15 protein-coding genes are annotated in these 18,087 nt (G+C 40.4%); 7 read left to right on the forward strand and 8 right to left on the reverse strand.

Translation table 11 applies throughout. The annotated features are described in order from the left end of the window. Positions 1–228 precede the first annotated feature (228 nt). The 4 genes from ACH784_RS20175 to ACH784_RS20190 form a co-directional block, all read right to left on the reverse strand. Positions 229–1,611 (reverse strand): peptidoglycan DD-metalloendopeptidase family protein, encoded by a 1,383-nt coding sequence (locus ACH784_RS20175; protein WP_404395457.1) that lies wholly within the window; start codon positions 1,609–1,611, stop codon positions 229–231. Between the two features lie 532 nt (positions 1,612–2,143). Further along, complete coding sequence (locus ACH784_RS20180) at positions 2,144–2,677, reverse strand: hypothetical protein (protein WP_404395459.1); 534 nt, start codon at positions 2,675–2,677, stop codon at positions 2,144–2,146. Then, positions 2,678–2,932, reverse strand: a complete 255-nt coding sequence (locus ACH784_RS20185; protein ID WP_404395460.1) for a helix-turn-helix domain-containing protein — start codon at positions 2,930–2,932, stop codon at positions 2,678–2,680. Positions 2,933–4,062: 1,130 nt separating this feature from the next. Next, positions 4,063–5,283, reverse strand: a complete 1,221-nt coding sequence (locus ACH784_RS20190) for a helix-turn-helix domain-containing protein (RefSeq protein ID WP_404395462.1) — start codon at positions 5,281–5,283, stop codon at positions 4,063–4,065. A 160-nt stretch (positions 5,284–5,443) separates the two neighbouring features. Between ACH784_RS20190 and ACH784_RS20195 the strand changes: the two genes are divergently transcribed. Further along, complete coding sequence (locus tag ACH784_RS20195; protein WP_404395464.1) at positions 5,444–5,878, forward strand: DUF6326 family protein; 435 nt, start codon at positions 5,444–5,446, stop codon at positions 5,876–5,878. Positions 5,879–6,025: 147 nt separating this feature from the next. Here ACH784_RS20195 and ACH784_RS20200 read toward each other — a convergent pair whose 3' ends face one another. After that, positions 6,026–6,679 (reverse strand): glutathione S-transferase family protein, encoded by a 654-nt coding sequence (locus ACH784_RS20200; protein ID WP_404395466.1) that lies wholly within the window; start codon positions 6,677–6,679, stop codon positions 6,026–6,028. Positions 6,680–6,761: 82 nt separating this feature from the next. Between ACH784_RS20200 and ACH784_RS20205 the strand changes: the two genes are divergently transcribed. After that, on the forward strand, positions 6,762–7,292 hold the full coding sequence (locus ACH784_RS20205) for a TetR/AcrR family transcriptional regulator (RefSeq protein WP_404395467.1): 531 nt from the start codon (positions 6,762–6,764) through the stop codon (positions 7,290–7,292). A 131-nt stretch (positions 7,293–7,423) separates the two neighbouring features. Here the strand turns inward: ACH784_RS20205 and ACH784_RS20210 are convergent, their stop codons facing one another. Beyond that, the gene (locus tag ACH784_RS20210) at positions 7,424–7,642 is read right to left on the reverse strand and encodes a hypothetical protein (RefSeq protein ID WP_404395469.1); all 219 of its coding nucleotides are present in this window, start codon (positions 7,640–7,642) and stop codon (positions 7,424–7,426) included. Positions 7,643–8,124: 482 nt separating this feature from the next. Between ACH784_RS20210 and ACH784_RS20215 the strand changes: the two genes are divergently transcribed. Further along, positions 8,125–8,871, forward strand: a complete 747-nt coding sequence (locus ACH784_RS20215; protein ID WP_404395471.1) for a CPBP family intramembrane glutamic endopeptidase — start codon at positions 8,125–8,127, stop codon at positions 8,869–8,871. A 776-nt stretch (positions 8,872–9,647) separates the two neighbouring features. Here ACH784_RS20215 and ACH784_RS20220 read toward each other — a convergent pair. After that, the gene (locus ACH784_RS20220) at positions 9,648–10,448 is read right to left on the reverse strand and encodes a DUF2145 domain-containing protein (RefSeq protein ID WP_404395473.1); all 801 of its coding nucleotides are present in this window, start codon (positions 10,446–10,448) and stop codon (positions 9,648–9,650) included. A gap of 71 nt (positions 10,449–10,519) precedes the next feature. Beyond that, positions 10,520–10,870: a hypothetical protein gene (locus ACH784_RS20225; RefSeq protein ID WP_404395475.1), complete on the reverse strand. Its 351-nt coding sequence runs from the start codon at positions 10,868–10,870 to the stop codon at positions 10,520–10,522. Between the two features lie 242 nt (positions 10,871–11,112). Here ACH784_RS20225 and ACH784_RS20230 point away from each other — a divergent pair, with 242 nt between their 5' ends. The 4 genes from ACH784_RS20230 (at position 11,113) to ACH784_RS20245 (ending at position 17,835) form a co-directional block, all read left to right on the forward strand. Then, positions 11,113–11,859 (forward strand): helix-turn-helix domain-containing protein, encoded by a 747-nt coding sequence (locus ACH784_RS20230; RefSeq protein ID WP_404395477.1) that lies wholly within the window; start codon positions 11,113–11,115, stop codon positions 11,857–11,859. Between the two features lie 13 nt (positions 11,860–11,872). After that, positions 11,873–13,270, forward strand: a complete 1,398-nt coding sequence (locus tag ACH784_RS20235; protein ID WP_404395479.1) for an alpha/beta hydrolase — start codon at positions 11,873–11,875, stop codon at positions 13,268–13,270. 269 nt (positions 13,271–13,539) lie between these two features. Next, the gene (gene yiaA / locus ACH784_RS20240) at positions 13,540–13,989 is read left to right on the forward strand and encodes an inner membrane protein YiaA (protein WP_404397003.1); all 450 of its coding nucleotides are present in this window, start codon (positions 13,540–13,542) and stop codon (positions 13,987–13,989) included. Between the two features lie 246 nt (positions 13,990–14,235). Continuing rightward, positions 14,236–17,835: a hypothetical protein gene (locus ACH784_RS20245; protein ID WP_404395481.1), complete on the forward strand. Its 3,600-nt coding sequence runs from the start codon at positions 14,236–14,238 to the stop codon at positions 17,833–17,835. Positions 17,836–18,087: the final 252 nt, after the last annotated feature.

Consider the following 18,087-nt stretch of genomic DNA (forward strand, 5'->3'; position numbering starts at 1 on the left):
AATCAAAGGCTTTCAATACGCGAAATGAGTTACGAAGCATAATGGGTTATGTAAGTGGCGAATGACAAAGTAGTGGAAGCCTTTGGATGAACTCTCCGAGCAGCGCGAGTTGGTCATTTATTCGGCGTTATCGGCTGACTTACATAGAACAACTATGCTACGCAGCCTCTGTCTGGCCTAAATACCCAACTCACAGCTGCAAAAACAAACAGCAAAGGTCAACACGCCCTAGTCAGCAATCTGAATTTCTTCACTTCCGATTGATGCATATACTTGATTAACAACTTGAATATGCGCTTTAAGAGCAACTAACTCTTTGCCTTTGAGTTGAATGTTACTCGGTTGCTTCATCGTGAGTGGATTAATAGCTTGACCGTTTTTATGCACTTCGTAATGTAAATGACGCGAAGTTGATAGGCCAGTATTACCTAAGTAACCAATTATTTGCCCCTGTTTAACGCTCACCCCTGACTTGATACCTTTGGCAAAACCTTTTAAGTGTGCGTATAAAGTGCGGTAACCATCGTGGTGTTCGAGTAAGACTCGATAACCAAAGCTTTTACTATAACTGGCTTTGAGCACTTTACCTTTACCCGCAGCCATAATGGGCGTACCAGTCGGTGCGCTGAAATCTATGCCTTTATGCTGGCGGTTATAACCCAAGACAGGGTGCTTACGTTTGCCAAACGACGATGAAAGGCGTGCGCCGTTCAATGGCGTTTTCATCAAGAAGTTTTGCGCAAGCTTACCGTCGGCAAAGTAATATGCGTCTTCAAATTGGTAAAGTTGATAACTGTCTTTGTTGTTTACAAATTCAATGGCAACCAGTTTTTGTGGTGCGCTAAATTGGCTAAATAAATGGGTGTCTTCATGGAGTATCGCATGACTAAAATTAAGCGTGATTTTATCGCCACTGCGGATCTCACGCTGAAAATCAACAAAGTGAGACATAGCTAAAATCGCACTATTGATCACATTGGCGGGAATATCAGCTTCACTCGCCGCTTTATAAAGGCTTTGGCTAATTTCAAATGATTTACTAAAACGGCGCTGTTCAACTTTTACCGAGATTTGCTCAAGCTGCCATTTACCGTCTCGTAATGTTGCTTCAATTAGCTCGCCAAAATTGCTCGCAAATCTTAAGCGCTTTTCGCTCGCTCTTTGGCTATCTTCAGCGGTATTCTCAGTGTCAGCCTGAGCAAGTTCGCCATTAGTGTGGGGCTCACTGGTGTTCGCTAGAGAATCAAATATGACGACATCAAATTGCGTCCCCGACTTTATTTTTTTGAAATTGAAAAGCGGTTTCACTTCATTTGCAAGGGCATAAATTTGCGACAGACTGAACCCAGCTTCTTTTAAAACATGGGTGATGGTCTGACCGCGTTTGAGTGTGTATGTGTTTACAGTAAAGGTTGGCTCTTTCGGTTCGGTCTCAGCAACAATGGCACTGTCAGTTGAAGTGTGTTTATTGGCACCTGATAATTGCTCAGTCGCTGTATTTTCTTCAGCTTGAGTTTGAGCTGGTCGCGCGTCACTTTGCTGTGCTTGTTGTTCATTGTCTGCGCAGCCAACGAGTAGGGCGCTTAACAATAACAGTCTTTTTAAAGCCATATTACTTCCTTGAAACATCGCTGTTGAATGGATGTGAGTGCATAATGTTTTATACCAATCCTCAATAATACTTAATCATTTTGAGGGACTAAAGCTGCCGCTAACTGCGTTAAAAACTTCTCATTTAGAACAACTAAATAGCAAAATTTTTGCCTTGTTATCGACAAGCTTTCCTTACCTCAAAGTAAATCACTTAATTAAGAGGATTGGTTTATTTTTATATCTGCGTTTTTAAATTTTTCTGTAAGAAAAGATCATTGCGTTTGAGCCAGAGGCGCATCAAAGCAATGCTAGGTGCAACAGTGTAGGGGCTTTTTCATGCCTTGGAAACAAATAAACCCTGAAAATCAGGGTTTATTGAGTTGAATTAACAAGAAGTCAGAAAGTTTAATTTCCTTCTTCTGTCTCTGGTGGCGGCGGCGGGGTGTAGCTACCGTCGGTGCTTACTGCTTGAGCTTCGCGAGGAGGGATTTTGGGACTTTCTACACTTCCCCCAATACCTCCAAAACCAGCGCTTACATGTTTAAGAAGACTAAGCTCTACCTGTCTCATAATTTAATCCTTTTGCTTTATAGAAAAATGACAGAATAACCAAAGTAGACAAAATGTGTAAGATAAATTGTAACCGATCTAAAGCATAACTCTTAAAATACAATACATCTATCACATAGCCTTTATACAAGAATATCTCCACGTAGCTTATTGCATTACCAATAATTGATATAGAACAAATGAGCATACCTGCGGCTTCTTGAGGACTAAACTTCAATTGAGAGGCTTCATAAAAAAAAGAAGAGTTTGTTGTGTTGTAAATTTTCCGCGCTAATTCTTTTCTGTATAAAATAGGAAGAATATATAGCAAGTTAACAAAAATGGCCCAAGCGTAATAGTGCGTTGTCCAATTAATGGCATATTGTACGCTGTAATTATCTATGCATCCGATTGTTAACGCGGTAATTACAAGCCATCTGGCTCCGATATCTTTCCAGCAATAAAATAGAGCAATAAGTGCAATGAGTGTGGGTAGGTAATCAACATAATTTAAATATTCAGATAATGCTTCCATTTAGTCTCTCCTTAAAAACGAAAAATAAGAATCAAGGTCAACACCGAAAATGAATAACACATCGAGTAGTTGTGTCATGGTCATTTCGCTCTTACCAGACTCCCAGTTACTAATCGTCGATTGATCAACATTGGATATCATTTTTTTAGCTAATTGCGCTTGAGACATGCCTTTTTGTTGCCGCATTTGCCGGAGTGAACGCTGCACGTGAAGCTTAAAGCCCTCCGCGTTACGTTTTCTTTCGATTTCCTTCATTCAATCCCATTCCGTGTTTTACAAATCAATAGATAAAAACGGGAACAGGCTATCATGAGAGTATTCATTTGTATATATTTTGTTAAGAGGTGCAAAATATACCTTACGAAGTAAGGTTATTTTGCGCAAGGTGAAGTGAGCAAGTTTAGCTGCAGCTGAGATGATAACCGTTGTGTACGTAGCAAAGTTACTTTTGCGCAACCATAAATTAGCCATTTTAGCCGTAGTTGAAGTAACAGCTGTTGTGTGCAAAGCAAAGTTATTTTGCACAACGTGAAATTAGCCAGTTTAGCAGTAGCTGAGGTATTTTAAATTAGCCTTCAATTTTACTTCTTGTCGCGTTGGCGACGGCAACCAAAGGGCGGCTAAGTCATTCGATTTGAGATAGCTCCGAAATTCTTCCCTGAAGCATCAGCCTGTCGGCATCCATGCCTCCACTTCCTCGCGCTGCGATGCTTCGCATCGTTCACTCGTCACCCATCCATGGACTAAATCAGCCTTGCAGCGCATTGCCTAAATGGATTTAGGTACTTGGGATTTGTCTGGAACAAAAATCCCGCCATGCGCTGACATTACTCATCAATTGCTTACTTTCAGGCAAGATAGAAGGGGAAAGGGTGTTGCCTGTTGGTTTAGTATACTTCGTTTAGCAAATTTTGAGTCTGACAGAGCTTTTGTAGGTCGTCATTTATGGCGACGGCAAACAAAGCTCAGCTAAGTAATTCATTCTGAAATTGCTTCGGAACTCATCTCTGAAACATCAGTCTGTAGGAAGCTGACATTACTCATCAACTGCTTACTTTCAGGCGAGACAGAAGGGGGAATTAACTTTGTCTGTTGGTTTTATGCATAGATATAAGCAAAGTTTGAGTCTGACAGTTTTGTAGGTCGTCATTTATAGCGACAACGATCAAAGGGCGGCTGCGTCATTCAATTAAAAATAGCTCCCAAACTCATCTCTGAAGTATCAATTGGTTGGTCTCTGAACTACTCATCAATTGCTTACTTTTAGGCGAGGTAAAAGGGGAATTAACTTTGTTTGTTGGTTTTATGCATAGATATAAGCAAAACTTGAGTCTGACAGAGCTTTTTGTATCTCGTCATTTATGACAACAATTAACACAAAAGCTCTAGTTCACTTTCCTATATTCACTCGGCGTTTGCCCAGTTACTTGTTTAAACGCCTTATAAAAAGACGATCGGGCGTTAAACCCTACGTCGAGTGCAATGTCGAGCACCGTATCTTGATTGGCGATGATTTTGGGTTTGGCAGCTTCTATACGCCATTGATTTACATAATCAAAAAAATTAACACCTAATGTTTCATTTAAGGTTTGTGATAAATAATTAGGTGAAATGCTCAGGTGAGCGGCGAGTTTGTGTAGCGTTAAGCTCGGGTCTAAATGCAGGTGCTGCTCTTGCATTGCGGTATTGATTTTTTCGGCAATGCGCTTAGCTTGCTCTGAGTTCAATGCCGAGCGCTGATATTTTTTAGGCGTATCAAGTGCGCGTTTTGTGTTTACAGGCTCAGATGTTGTTGCTTCAAGAGCGGGTTGAACTGCGCCATGTTTATCCTCTAAAAGAGCGTCTTGTGTATCTAATTCATTTAAAGTGAGTAAAGCCGGCTTTTGCTGTAAACCAAAATGAGCCAAACTCCATAACAAACACAGAGTGATAAAAGACTCGGTTCTGGCACTGAATAATAGCGCGTTAAACAGACTTGATGAAAACACGCTGACAAGAGACAGCAACCAAAAGCTGATTGCACAATACATCAGCCAGTTAAACCATTTTAAGTCATGATGTTCATTATTTGAGAAGAAATTCTTCAAGCGCTTTCGATAATCTTTTAAGCGTTTCACGATTAAAAAAAGCGTCAAAATGCACTGAGCAAGCCAAAGCAACATCATGATTAATAAGCTAATAATAATTGTTTTTGCAAGTGGAGTCGAGGCGGTTTCATCATCTATAAAAATGGCGCTGTGACTTGCTTCGGGCAAAAACAACATCATGCCAGACACTAAGACTGCCGGAGCAAGCAAAACATAATGCCAAGCATGTTTTCTCTGCCAAATAAACGCGTGCTGGGCTGTTATGCCTTTTACATAAAACCACAATGAAGGGCAAAGCATGAAGAGCGTTGGAAACGCCGCCACAGTATAAATGTGATACCACTGGGGGAGCGATTGCATGACAATGTTGTTCATTGCGAGCACCCCACAGCCAAACAAAAATAGCGCTAAGTGCAAATAGGTCGCTTGGTTTTTTGCACGCGCAAGTAGTAACGGCACACTTAAGCAAGTCTGGCCCACAATCAGTAAGGTTAAAAACACCACAATGGGGTCGGTCACAGTTTATTCCTTTATTTCATTCCATTTATTCTTAGCACTATTAGACACTTAAAAAGTGTCCGCGCTTTTAGTCTCGGACGACATAACTCTTTATAAATTATATTTTTAGTCTCAGCAATTGATACCGTAAAACAATGATTAAAGACAAAAGGAGTGAACAATGACACCGATCAACCAAATAGTAAGCGGCTTTGAAGACATCAAAATTAACGTAAAACTTAAACTCTCAGCGCTTTGGGTGGCGGTGATGTTTTGTTATGTCTACGGTGATTATATTGAAGTATATGTGCCTGGCGTGATATCTAAAGCGTTGGAAGTCAGCCCAGATGATGCAAGCTTACAAGCCAAATTTTTTGCTGTTGCTTTATTGATGTCGATCCCGAGCATAATGATCTTTCTGACCTTAGCATTAAAACCGACAATTAATCGTTGGCTGAATATCATCATCCCCGCTTTATTCATTACTTTGCTAGTGGGGCTAAATCTCGAAACAACATGGGGGTTTTATTTATATCTGACCGGGTTAGAAGTTATGTTATCGGCATTGACCATTTGGTATGCGTGGCAATGGCCGAAGGCAGAAATGAGTGAATAACAGAGTCAAAGGAAAAGTGCCTTATGCGTAATAGATTCATAAGGCACTTAAAAGCTGTTTTAAGTTTCATGAAGGCTGTCATTTATAGCGACATTTTGGAGTTTGCCTTTAAATCATCTATTTTATCACTTTCTTGAACAGTTGATCTTAATGATTAAAACTCAACACTTCAGCGCAGTGAGGATATTCAAAGGCGGCTTGATAATACCGCTTAAGTTCAGGGTATAGGTTAAGCAAGTTCAAATCGCCCTCTAAACCATGAATGTAATCAAGCATAGGCAGTAAAATCGCATCAACTAAAGTGAATTGCTCCCCTAAAAACCAATTAGTTTTTTTACTTTGAGATTTATATTTTTCTGCCAATATTTTTAATGTTGAATGTGCTGCCTGCTTTCCCTTTTCCAAGGCTTCTAAACAAGGTGTTCCATCTTGATTTGCAGGAAACTTTAAGGTTAAAACATACAAAGAGATCAAATCGCGATACCCATAAATCGACAGCATGCTACTCCAAGTATCTATTAAGGCTGCTTGTTTTGTGTCGCTTGCAAACACGCTTGGGCCTGCAACTGTATCTAGATAACGAGCAATAGTATTAGATTCAGGCAAGATAAAATCACCATCAATTAATACCGGCACCTTGCCATAAGGGTGAAGCTTTAATAATCCTTCAGAGCCCAGTGTAACATCTTGACCTTGCCACTGGTTTTGCAACGAATAGGGTAATGACTTTAATTTACAGATCATCTCAATCGAGCGAACAAATGTTGAAAAATCAGGGCCTACAATCTTGAGTGTGTTCATTTTTACTTTCCTTTTCTGAATGGTTGCACTCGATATTATTTGCAACGACAATATGTTCAAGATCATATTTTAAGGAATAGCCATGCCTTGGGATGTTAAGCATAAAACTAAAAGCAAAGAGAAAATTCTGATCTGCGCCGCCAAGCTTTTTGTCGAAAAAGGCTTTGATGCTGTTGGGATCAATGATGTGATGAAATCAGCAAACATGACGCGCGGTGCTTTTTATGCGCACTTTAAGTCAAAGGCCGACTTATATAATCAAGCGCTAGTGGTTGCCGCTTTTGAAGCCAAAGAAAGCATTACTCAGGGTTGCGACCAAAGCTTTGCAAGCTTGCAACATAATTACTTACAGCAAGGGCAAGACCCAACTCTAAAAGACAATCAGCAATGCCCGATAGCTTTGCTGATTTCAGACATAAGACAGCGAGAACCCTTAGTTAGAGACACTTACGAAAAGGTGTTTAAAGGTTTTGTGAAATTTATAGAATCGCAAGGACTGACGGAAGCAGAAGCACTTAAAGAGGCTGCAACTATGATAGGTGCAGTGGCTTTGTCAGAGTCGTTGACTGATCAAAAGTTGGTGGAGAAGTTATTAACTGCGTGTCAGGGATAAGGTGCAAAATATATGTTGCGAAGCAAGACTAGCATTGTGATTTGAATGGCCGAACCGGACCCAAGCTGCTTGGAAGTAATGCAACGCTAAACTTTTTCATTGTAGGTCGTCATTTATGGCGACATTTTGGGTTAGCCTTCAATTTTGCTCTTTGTCGCGTTGGCGTCGGCAACCAAAGGGCGGTTAAGTATTTCAATTTTATACTGAGCAGAAAATGATCCCTGAAGCCTTTGCCAGTCGGCATCCATGCCAGCTCTTTTGAAGAGCTCATTTTGTAGGTCGTGCTTTAGCGCGACAGGTTTAAAAGCTGCCTTCAATTTAACCTCTTGTCGGTTGGCGACGGCAAACAAAGAGCGGCTAAGCATTTCAATTGGTTACTGAGCTGAGATTCATCCTTGAAGCTTGGGCCTGTCGGCATCCATGCCTCCACTTCCTCGCGCTGCGATGCTTCGCATCGTTCACTCGTCACCCATCCATGGACTCAATCAGCCTTGCAGCGCATTGCCTAAATGGATTTAGGTACTTGGGATTTGTCGGGAACAAAAATCCCGCCATGCGCTGACATTACTCATCAATTGCTTATTTTCAGGCGAGATAGAAGGGGGAGGGGAGTTGTCTGTGGGGTTTGTGTTTAAGGTTGCACTATGGAAGATTGTATCCAGCGAATTTTCGAGATAAGAAATCAGGAAGTGGTTTTAATCAAAAGAATAAAATCAATGACTCTGACCCCATTGATTTGATTCGCTTTTTTATTTCTTGATATAAATAAAAAATTTCTCATGCTAGCATCAAAAAGATAAGAATATATAACGCATTGAATTAAGGAATATTAATGCAAGATTTTTTTCTAACTTTTATTATTCACTCTGTAGCCATATCAATTTTCGTGCTGGGATTAACCAGGCTTAAACTGTTGGAAGTTAATATAGTATGGAGCGCGATATCTTTAGCATTATTTGCTTCATATTTTACTTCTCTATTTATGGGGCGTGATGTGATCCCTTTAGCCAGCTACTTTCCTGATTTAAATTGGAATTGGTCGGGTAAAATTGCGGCAATACTTGTCTGGCTAATTGCGTTAATGGCACTGCTCAGGTTAAAAACTGGTTTCTGTGCTAGGGATGCCGGTTTCACTTTTAAACAAAATGAAAATTCAATCACTCCCTCTCTATTCGTCATATTATGTGCATTAGCATTTCATGTAACTTTAATTTCTTTTATTGGTAATGGACCTGACTACGATGCTGAAGAATTACTTTATCAAGCAACAATGCCGGGGTTTGATGAAGAGCCAATGTTTAGAGGAATAATTCTTTATACCCTCTCTTTAGCTTTTGTTTCAAAACGCTATAGTATTTTTGGTGCCAACATTAATGTCGCTGGTTTAATTTTAGTGGCGCTATTTGGACTTCTACATGGTGTTATGTACTCAGATGGTGAGTTCACTTTTAGCGCATTATCTTTATTTTTAACAGGCTTTTATGGGTTTATTTTTTTATGGTTGAGAGAAAAAACAGGCAGTCTTTTACTACCTATTGTAGCCCATAATAGTTTGAACTTTGTGGGGCAGTTTTTTTAAGGTCGTCATTGAGTCAATAGGGTCTGAGTCAATAGGGTCAGAGTCGTTGATTTTGGATTTTGATCCCATTTACAAGAAACTACAGGTTCAAGTTTTGCACCTGTAGTATTTTGGAGCAAAGAGTTTGGCCTTATGAGCTCAAAGACAACTCGAACCTGCCTGAATTCCATAACCCGCAAACAACGCCAATTCCCTTTTATCACACCCTGAAAATAATAAATTGATGAGTAATGTGCTCGCATGGCGGGATTTTTGTTCCCGACAAATCCCAAGTACCTAAATCCATTTAGGCAATGCGAGCCAAGCCATGCTTGTACATGGAGGTACCTTCATGGCGTGTACGTTCATCGATATTTTTAACAACAGTTAAAATTGCTTATTTCACCTTGCGCAAAAATAACCTTGCTTCGCAACGTGTATTTTGCACGATAAGTGTGATGAAAGGCGCCGTGGGGGTGACGAGTGACCGAAACGAAGTTTCGCAGCGCGAGGAAGTGGAGGCATGGATGCCGACAGGCCCAAGCTTCAAGGATGAATCTCAGCTCAGTAACCAATTGAAATGCTTAGCCTCCCCTTGGTTGTCGTCGCCAATGCGACAAAGAGTCAAATTGAAGACTAACCTCAAAATGTCGCCATAAATGACGACCTACAAAAGGCTTGTGAGAACAGCGTTGTTAAACATCTAGGTCGATTGAAAATCCCTCTGCATTTTTTAAGCAAGCTCATTTCACTTTGTGTAAGAGTAACCTTGCTTCGCAAAGTATATTTTGCACGTACTAAAACAACTTACTCATCTCTCCTCCCTCAAAAACCACCGCTTCTTCCATCAAGCCAAACTCTTGCAAATACCGTCCAATACTCGTAAAGCTGGTCGTTTGAATCTTACGTTCATGATCTTTTGTACTCACGCCTTTGGCAAACCAATTCCCTAATGCCAATTTAAAGCGGCTGACTTTCACAGGTTGTGGCGTGAAATAGGCTTTGGTATTTGCCTTAATGCGCATCATGTCGTCGGTCTCGTATATCGCAGCATTGATCACATTCAGCGTGTGCTCTGTGCAGTTTTGAAATTGGTTGTTAAATGGGTTGGCGATTAACGAGTAATTTGGGTTATGTAGCGCTTGGTTTTTACCTGATGCTATGGCTTCAATTAAACGAAGTTGCAAGTCAGGTGAGGGAATAATAATCCCGGCTTTTAAACTCTCTACGCCCCAGAAAAAATCGACAGGGTAGTCGGTCATTAATGTGCTTTTTGCAGGGTTATCGGCATTTTGATACAGGTTATAAATGGCATAGCCTTTGGCTTTTTCGCCATTGTCTAATGTGATCTGAGAATAGACGGCAATAGCAGTGTGAGTAAATTTAAAGTCGCGGGGTAAGTCTTTTTCTGGTTGACCTAAACGCGCAATAATAAACGCACGGGCGCCTTGTTTCGCGGCGTATTTTTCGACTGATTTGGCAAACTTAGCCACTTCTTCGGCTGCAAATTTAGATTCACTGTTTTGCTGACTGCCTGCAAAGGCGTTTAGAGAAAGCAGCAGAGCAAATGTGAAGATAAGAGATTTAAAGTAGCGCATAATGTGCTCCTTATTTAAAAGCCGTAAAGGGGCTTTACAGCTTTTGTTGGTATTTGAGTTAAGTCGCTTTATTAGTCTTTCTTGTCTGACTTCTTCATTTGCTCTGCGGGTGAGCGGTCCACTGTAATGGTGATCTCGGTAATTTCGAGTGGTTCATGCTTATCGATTGTATGTTTACCTGATGCAGCATCAATTAGTGACTCGCCAACGGCTTGGCTTGCTGATACTGTGCTGCCAACAACTAATAGTGGTACTGCGACCACGCCGCTGGCTACTTGGGCGCTGGCTGTTGTGCTGTGAGCACTAGCAAGTGCTGAGTGGCGACTGCCTTTACTGGCATGTTCAGACGCTGACTCTGCGTGTGATGCAAATGATATCAATGCAATTAAACCTAATGTGAAAAGTTGAGAAATGCGTTTCATAGTGGTGTCCTTTAAAATTCAACATACTGTGTTTGTTTGCGTTGACTACAAGTTAGACCAGAGGATTAATTACGTAAACTCAGTTATTAGATGTAGCAATTTAAGAAACTATAAGTATAGTAATCCTAAACTATCTGGCTTTTTACCTAGGCTATTTCAATTTGCTTGGTTGTTAGAGGCAATGACTTTTTTGCCAGTTTGAACGCTTTTGAAAGCCATTGGTAAAACTTTTAAGGAACACTATGAGCCAAATTTCGCAGGTGAGCGATACGCTGAAAATGCTGCTTAAACAGCAAAAGCTAACGTACAAAGACATTGCCGAAAAGCTCGATATGAGCGAGGCAAATATCAAACGCATTTTTGCTCAGCAAAGCTTTACTTTGCAGCGCTTAGAAGAGATCTGTCATTTATTGCAGATAAGCCTGTCTGATTTATTTACCATCACCGAGAAACAACAAAACCAATTAACAGAGCTGACATTAGATCAAGAGCAAGAGCTAATAGATAACCCTAAGTTGCTGCTGGTAGCGGTCTGTGTTCGAGATGCATGGCAGTTTGACGATATCATTGAACAATATGATATCGACCAGTTTGAGCTTATTCGCTTATTTGCGCGGCTCGATAAAATCAAGCTGATCCAACTGCTGCCAAACAACCATTATAAACTCCTCATTGCCCAAGATTTCAGGTGGATCAAAAACGGCCCGTTAGAGCGATTTATGGAGCAAGAAGTGTTGCATCGTTTTATGGCGAGTAAGTTTGATGAAGAAGATAGCTTTCGTTTTTATTTGCGTGGCCGTTATTCAAATTCTTCTATTGAGATCATTCAACATAAATTGAATCAGCTCACTAAAGAGGCGGCTATTTTAAACCAAGAAGATTCAGCGCTACCAATTTCGAAACGCAAACATATGGGGCTGCTGTTCGCGATGCGAGCATGGGAGCCGACTTTATTCGAGCAGTTTCGACGCAATAAATCTCAAGATTAGAAGGACACTTTCCATGTCAGTTAATACTATTTTTAAAAATGCGATGTTGAGCGGCGCTGTTTTATCTGCGAGTACATTCTCTGCAAGTGCTTTCTCAGCCAATGTGTTCGCGGTCGAAGCATCAAGTTCGCTTAACTGTGTGACGATTAATAATGACCTTGCGCAAATCGAAGCGTTTAAACAAGCAGGCACCTATCGATTTGCCAAGGGCGGTGTGCAGCGCATCAACTTCGATTTTGCATCAAACAAACCTTTTCAAGATTACTTAGTTGCTGCGCGCACACATATTAATGCGCAAAACCCCAAAGCAAATATGCCTTGCCCAATTTCAACGCCAACCAGCAAGCGCTTGTATGCAGATAAGCCACTTCAGGTCGTAGACTTAATCGCCCCGTTTGAACTCAAAGCAGATAACGAAAAAGCAGCGGTATTGCTTATTCATGGTTTAACAGACTCGCCGTATTTATTTCATGATTTAGCTAATTCTTTTGTAGAGCAGGGGATATCGGTGCGTACTCTGTTATTACCTGGGCACGGTACAGCAGCAGAAGCCTTGGTTGATATTGACCAAGCCGATTGGCGACAGGCGGCATCGTATGCCATTAAAAGTATGCTGAATGACTTCGATAACGTGTATTTAGGTGGTTTTTCAACGGGTGGCGCTTTGGTTGTCGATTACTTGAATCGCAATACTTTGAGTGAAAGTGAGCTGCAAAAACTTAAAGGGGTAATGCTATGGTCGCCTGCCAGTGAAGCCAAAGCCAGCATGGCGTGGGCGGCGAAATATGTCAGTTGGTTTAAAGATTATTTAGATGAAGCGGCAGATATCGACTTTGCGAAGTATGAGTCGTTTCCTGCCAATGCGGGCGCACAAGTTCATGCGCTTATGAAGCGAATTGCACCGAAAAAGTTAAAAGGGCTAAGCAATACACCATTTTTTGTGGTGGCGAGCGAAGTTGACCAAACCATAGAAACTGATGCAACGGTAAATATACTTGCCCGCTGGCATGCACAAAACGGCGCAGCGCAAGCACAAGATAAGCTTGTGTATTACTATGCAAATAAAGTTGCAGATCAACTTAATGCCTTACCTCGCTCATTAAAAACCGTCACGACCTTTTCGTGCGAAGGGCAAGTATATTGTGAGCATGTGCTTGATTTAGCGCACACATCACCAACAAATGCGCCGAGCAACCCGCATTATGGTTGGCAAGGCAGTTATCGTAATTGTGAGCATTTAACCGGGACTGATTTATTTGCCAGTTGCAAAACAACTTCTTCACCTACTTTAGGCGAGTTAACAGAAGAGAACTTACAAGCAACGCCAAATTTGCAGCGTTTAACCTTTAACCCCTACTACGAGCAAATGCTTGAACAGATGCAAGGGTTTATTGCGAGTACTTTAAAGTAATTGCTTAATTGATTTTAAGATTTTTAACTCAATGGGTCCTGACCTTCGTCAGGATGACGGCGTTTAGAGTTTTAATGTAAGAATAACTGTCACCCTGAACTGGTTTCAGGGGCCAAGTGTAATAAAACTCTATTAAAGTTTATTAAAACAATACTTTTAGTCCCCAAATACTAGCCTTTGATAGTTTGGGTTTACTAAATTGACTATGTCTCTAATACTGAAGCCACTTACAAGACGTAACGAATTCAAGAATAATGGAGACACAGATGATGAATAAACAAGTACTTATCAATAAACCAAGCAAGGCATTTAGAATGGCATCGGTTGCTATGTTAGTCGCAGGTGTTGCGGCATTCTTAATTGGTTTAGCAAATGCCACCATGCAATTGAATGAAAAAGGCTACTACCTAGCTGTATTGTTATTTGGCCTGTTTTCATTCGTGTCTTTGCAAAAGACCATCCGCGATAAAATGGAAGGTCAAACCATTTCAAAACCTTATTTTATGATGTGCTGGGCCGCTGCAGGGTCTGCAATTGCGTTACTCACAGTCGGGCTAGTAAACGCCGAATTGTTACTGAGTGAAAAAGGCTTTTATGCCATGGCGTTTTTATTAAGCGGTTTTGCTGCTATTACAGTGCAAAAGAATGTTCGTGACGTGATGGCACTGGGTGCAAGTGACGAAAAATTGCAAGAAGAGGTTGATATCAATCTTCAATAACACTTAATCATTTTGAGGGGCGTCATAAATTAATCACTTTGTAAGATGTAAGCTCTATAAAAGTAGTGCATCATTTCATATATTCTCCAAGTAAGGTTACTCATTTTGTTTGAGTAACCTCACTCTTTTTAACCTTAAGTTACTGCTTTATAGATGTAAATTTAGCAATAACTTTGACCCTATATTTTTCTGATAGTAGACTTGTCCCCGTTTTTACTCTTCTTTTAATAACGAAATGGAATTTTTATGCAAAATTTTCGTCATTCAGCTATTGCACTGGCGCTAGCTATCACTTTGACTGGTTGTGGCGGCTCTTCTAATTCTGAGAACCTTACTGAGCAACAAAAAATAGAAAAAAAAGCATCAGACACTGTTCAAAATCCAGCAGATAAAACGTTTGCAGAGCTTGAATCAGCCGCTTCAGGGTTAGCATCAAGTCGCTACAAAGGTGAAAATAACAAAGCAAACCTTAGTCCAGACTTAGTTAAAAAAACATTTTCTTATTTGTTTTCTGACTCAGCATACGCGCTACTCAATCTAGATTTTCCGAATTTAGATGAGCATGTTAAAGACGATGGCAAAGTTGAAGGTACCGCTAGCTGTTATAGATCTGGCTCGGTAACTTATTCAGGCTTAATTAAAGAAACGAATGGCGCTGTTAGTGCAAAATTTGATAAGTGTATCAACGCCTATGGCGAGACAATTCAGGGTGCGGTGACACTCAAAACCATAAATGCAGATGAATCTAAAGAAGAAATAGGTGTCTTTTTTGATGCTTATGAGTCCAAAAGCGACGACAAATATTTGAAGATGACGGGGAGTTTATTGATTAACGAAGCATACTCTGCAGTTGATCAGGGTGTTAAAATTGCCATTTCTCAAAATATCTTGTTAGAAGATAAAAACGGCAATCAGGTCGCTTCAAACTTTAAAATTGAAGAATTTGAAAGCCACAGCAGTAAAGATTATTACAAGCTTAATGGGTCTATCAAATTTTCTGATGTAGGTATTGTTGCTGTTAATACTGTTGACTTACAGGGTTACGCACCTAATTTTTCTGAAGGTGAAATGATATTTACTGGATTAAACTCTAGTTCGACAATTGCCTTCAATGGCAGTCAGAGTGCCTATTATGTCGATACCGATTTAGATGGGTCGAATGATAAAGGCACTTATATCAGTCATATTTATGATTTTATGGCATCTAGCAGCTCAGACCTGACTCTGGTTGATATTGATAGCATGTCACTTCCTCCAAGGGTAGGTCGCCCTTACTTTAGTGGCTACAATGAGGTTGATACCACAACACCTGTTACGGTCGAAAGTGGCTACTATTATGATACAGATACCCCAGAAGAAGAATTAGCGGTTAGTTTTGTTTGGTATTTGAATGACGAAATCATTGCTGGACAATCAACAAATACGCTACCATCGGGTATTGCAGTGTTTGGCGATAAACTCGAAGTTGCTATGCAAGTTTCTGACAGTGCAAACACTGTGATTGGTGAGAAGGCTACGATTGAACTAGTTGACGCGCCAAGTTATGTTGAAGTTTCTGATTTACCAAGCGAGATTTCATCTGGTCAAACAATCTCTTTTAAAGCGCAAATTATAGACCCAGATAATAAATCAGAAATTAAAGCCGGGACGCTATTGTCAGGACCTCAGGGGGCAACGATTGATGAAGATGGACAGATCACTTGGGTCGCGCCTTCAGAGATGTTGTTTTCTTCTCAGCAGTACTTTTTTAGTTTTGACAATAGTAGCGCAGATAAGCAATCAAGCTCAGATTTAAGCGTTACAGTGAATTCAGCAAAGCCTCTACCAATAGCACGTTCGGGTATTGAGGTAGCAAAAAGGCCAAAAAATATTTTGCTTGCTGATTTTGACGGTGACCAAAAAAATGAGATTTTAACCACAGATAATGCTTACCGAGTGACTTTACTTAAAGATAACGGAAGCGTCACTGAGCAAAAGTGGCTTTACCCTTATTCTTTACCGACTGAAGGTAAAATTGTGCAAGTCTTTGCTGAAAATGCAGACAGCGATCCGGAAAAAGAAATTTATGTGTTGACTAAAAAAGGCGTCAGTATCATCGATGACCTCAATTCTTCAGCGCGAAAATTACTGTCATTTGAAAATGAGGCTGATTCGGCTGCTATTGCAGACATAAATAATGATGGGGTGCTTGAAATAGCAGTGCTGCATCAAAAAAGTAGCTCTTATTATGACAATAAAACCCTTAAAGTTTATAGCTTAGATGCACTTGGTACATTGTTATTTGAGACTGATGTTGGTGAAGCCTACAGCGTATTGTTTGCAAATGTTGATGAAGACTCAAATATAGAATTAGTGGTTAATAATGGTCTAGTTTATGACGCTGCAACATGGCAAAACCAATGGCTAAGCGCTAATCAATTTGGAAGTCATTTGTTAGCAGCAGGTGATATAAACGGTGACGGTATTGATGAAATCGTAGGGGTTTATAACGATTTAGTTGTTTACTCGGCACAAACAAAATCACAGTTGGCAGCCGTAGAAGCTTACGATGTTTGTTCGCTGACAGTGGGTAATCTAGACAGTGTTGGTCAAAATGAAATTATTCTAGGTGACTGTCAATGGGGCAATATAAACGCGTATACCTATGGCACTGATAACCAGCTAAGTAAACTTTGGACTGCAGACATGGTTGACCATGGCTCTTCATCGCTCGTTGTGGGTGATAGTGACAATGATGGTAAACCTGAAATGTTATGGGGAACAGGTATCACTTCTAGTGGCGCCGACATGCTTATTAGTGCAGATATTACTGCTGAAGGTGTGGTAGTTAGAAACGATAATATCGCCCCTCAGCTTGATTATTTCGCGCCTGCTGGATGGGCAAAAGGCGATAACAATAGCGAGCAAGCTGTGTTTTTTGTACCAAAGACTCAATCAGGTTATGAAGGTGGCCGTGTTTTAAGTATGTCGAAATACGGTGCATATACACTATCTAAAGTGATTTCAAGTAATTGGAATAGCGATAGAAGTGCAGTGACTGCTGACTTCAATAATGATGGTTTAGATGAGTTACTGCTGCCAAATACTGAGCTATATGATACAGGTTTAGGGGTGATGGAATTGTCATCGAATACCATAACGTACCAACTGACTATTGACCAGAATAGTCAGCTTAGCAAAGTACTTGCTGAAGACGTAAATGGTGATAAAGTTAAAGATGCTTTATACAGTGCTTCGGACAACATCAAAATGGTTGATGTGTATAACCAATCATTGCTTGCAAGCTACTCGGCAACTAGTTATATCAACGATTTTAGCGTTCATTATGACGATAGCTTGTCAATGCTTGTGTCTACAGATAAGTTGAGTTTACTGCGATTAGAAGGTAGTGCGTTTTCTGAAAACGCGGTACTTAACAAGGCTTGTAAGCAAGTTGCGTATTTCAATTTTGATACAGACGCTGAGCTAGAAGTTGCATGTATATCAAAGGTAGATGGCTATTATTCAAGTGACGAAAAAAGTGAGTTGTTTGTCTATGAAGTGAAAGACGGTGCATTTGAGCAAGTTCATCATAAGCTTTTAGATGCTAATGTGGTGAGTTTTGCTATTTCTCCGCAGACCTCTACGGAACAGACGCTTATTTTTGTGACACAAAAGGGCGATTCATATTGGACTGAAGATATTTACTCAACAGTTGTGTTTGCAGATTCAAAAGGTAACAAGATCTTTAGTAGTCCAAATTTACCGGGCTCGACAATGAAAGATGGGATCAGAGTTAGACTTGATGATAATGGTAAGCTAAACATGCTGTTAGCAACCTCATCAGCGATGTATCAGTTTCATTGATACTCTTAGTTGAGGTTAAACATTTCAAAAAGCTGAGCACATTTTAAGCGCGGGTTATCCCGCGCTTTTTATTGGCCTTATCTTGCGCGATATGAAGTCGCACCTACAGCTAAATTTTGATGCTCATGTTTACGCTTTTTGTAGGCTTGGGTTTACCCCACGCATTTAATTAGTCTTAACTTACACGATATGAAGTGAGCGTATTTGCAGCTCAATGTGGGTTTTACATTACTAATCAATACTGTGCTTTTA

This window comes from Pseudoalteromonas phenolica (assembly GCF_044788725.1).
In the GTDB taxonomy this organism is placed as follows: Bacteria; Pseudomonadota; Gammaproteobacteria; order Enterobacterales; family Alteromonadaceae; genus Pseudoalteromonas; species Pseudoalteromonas phenolica_C.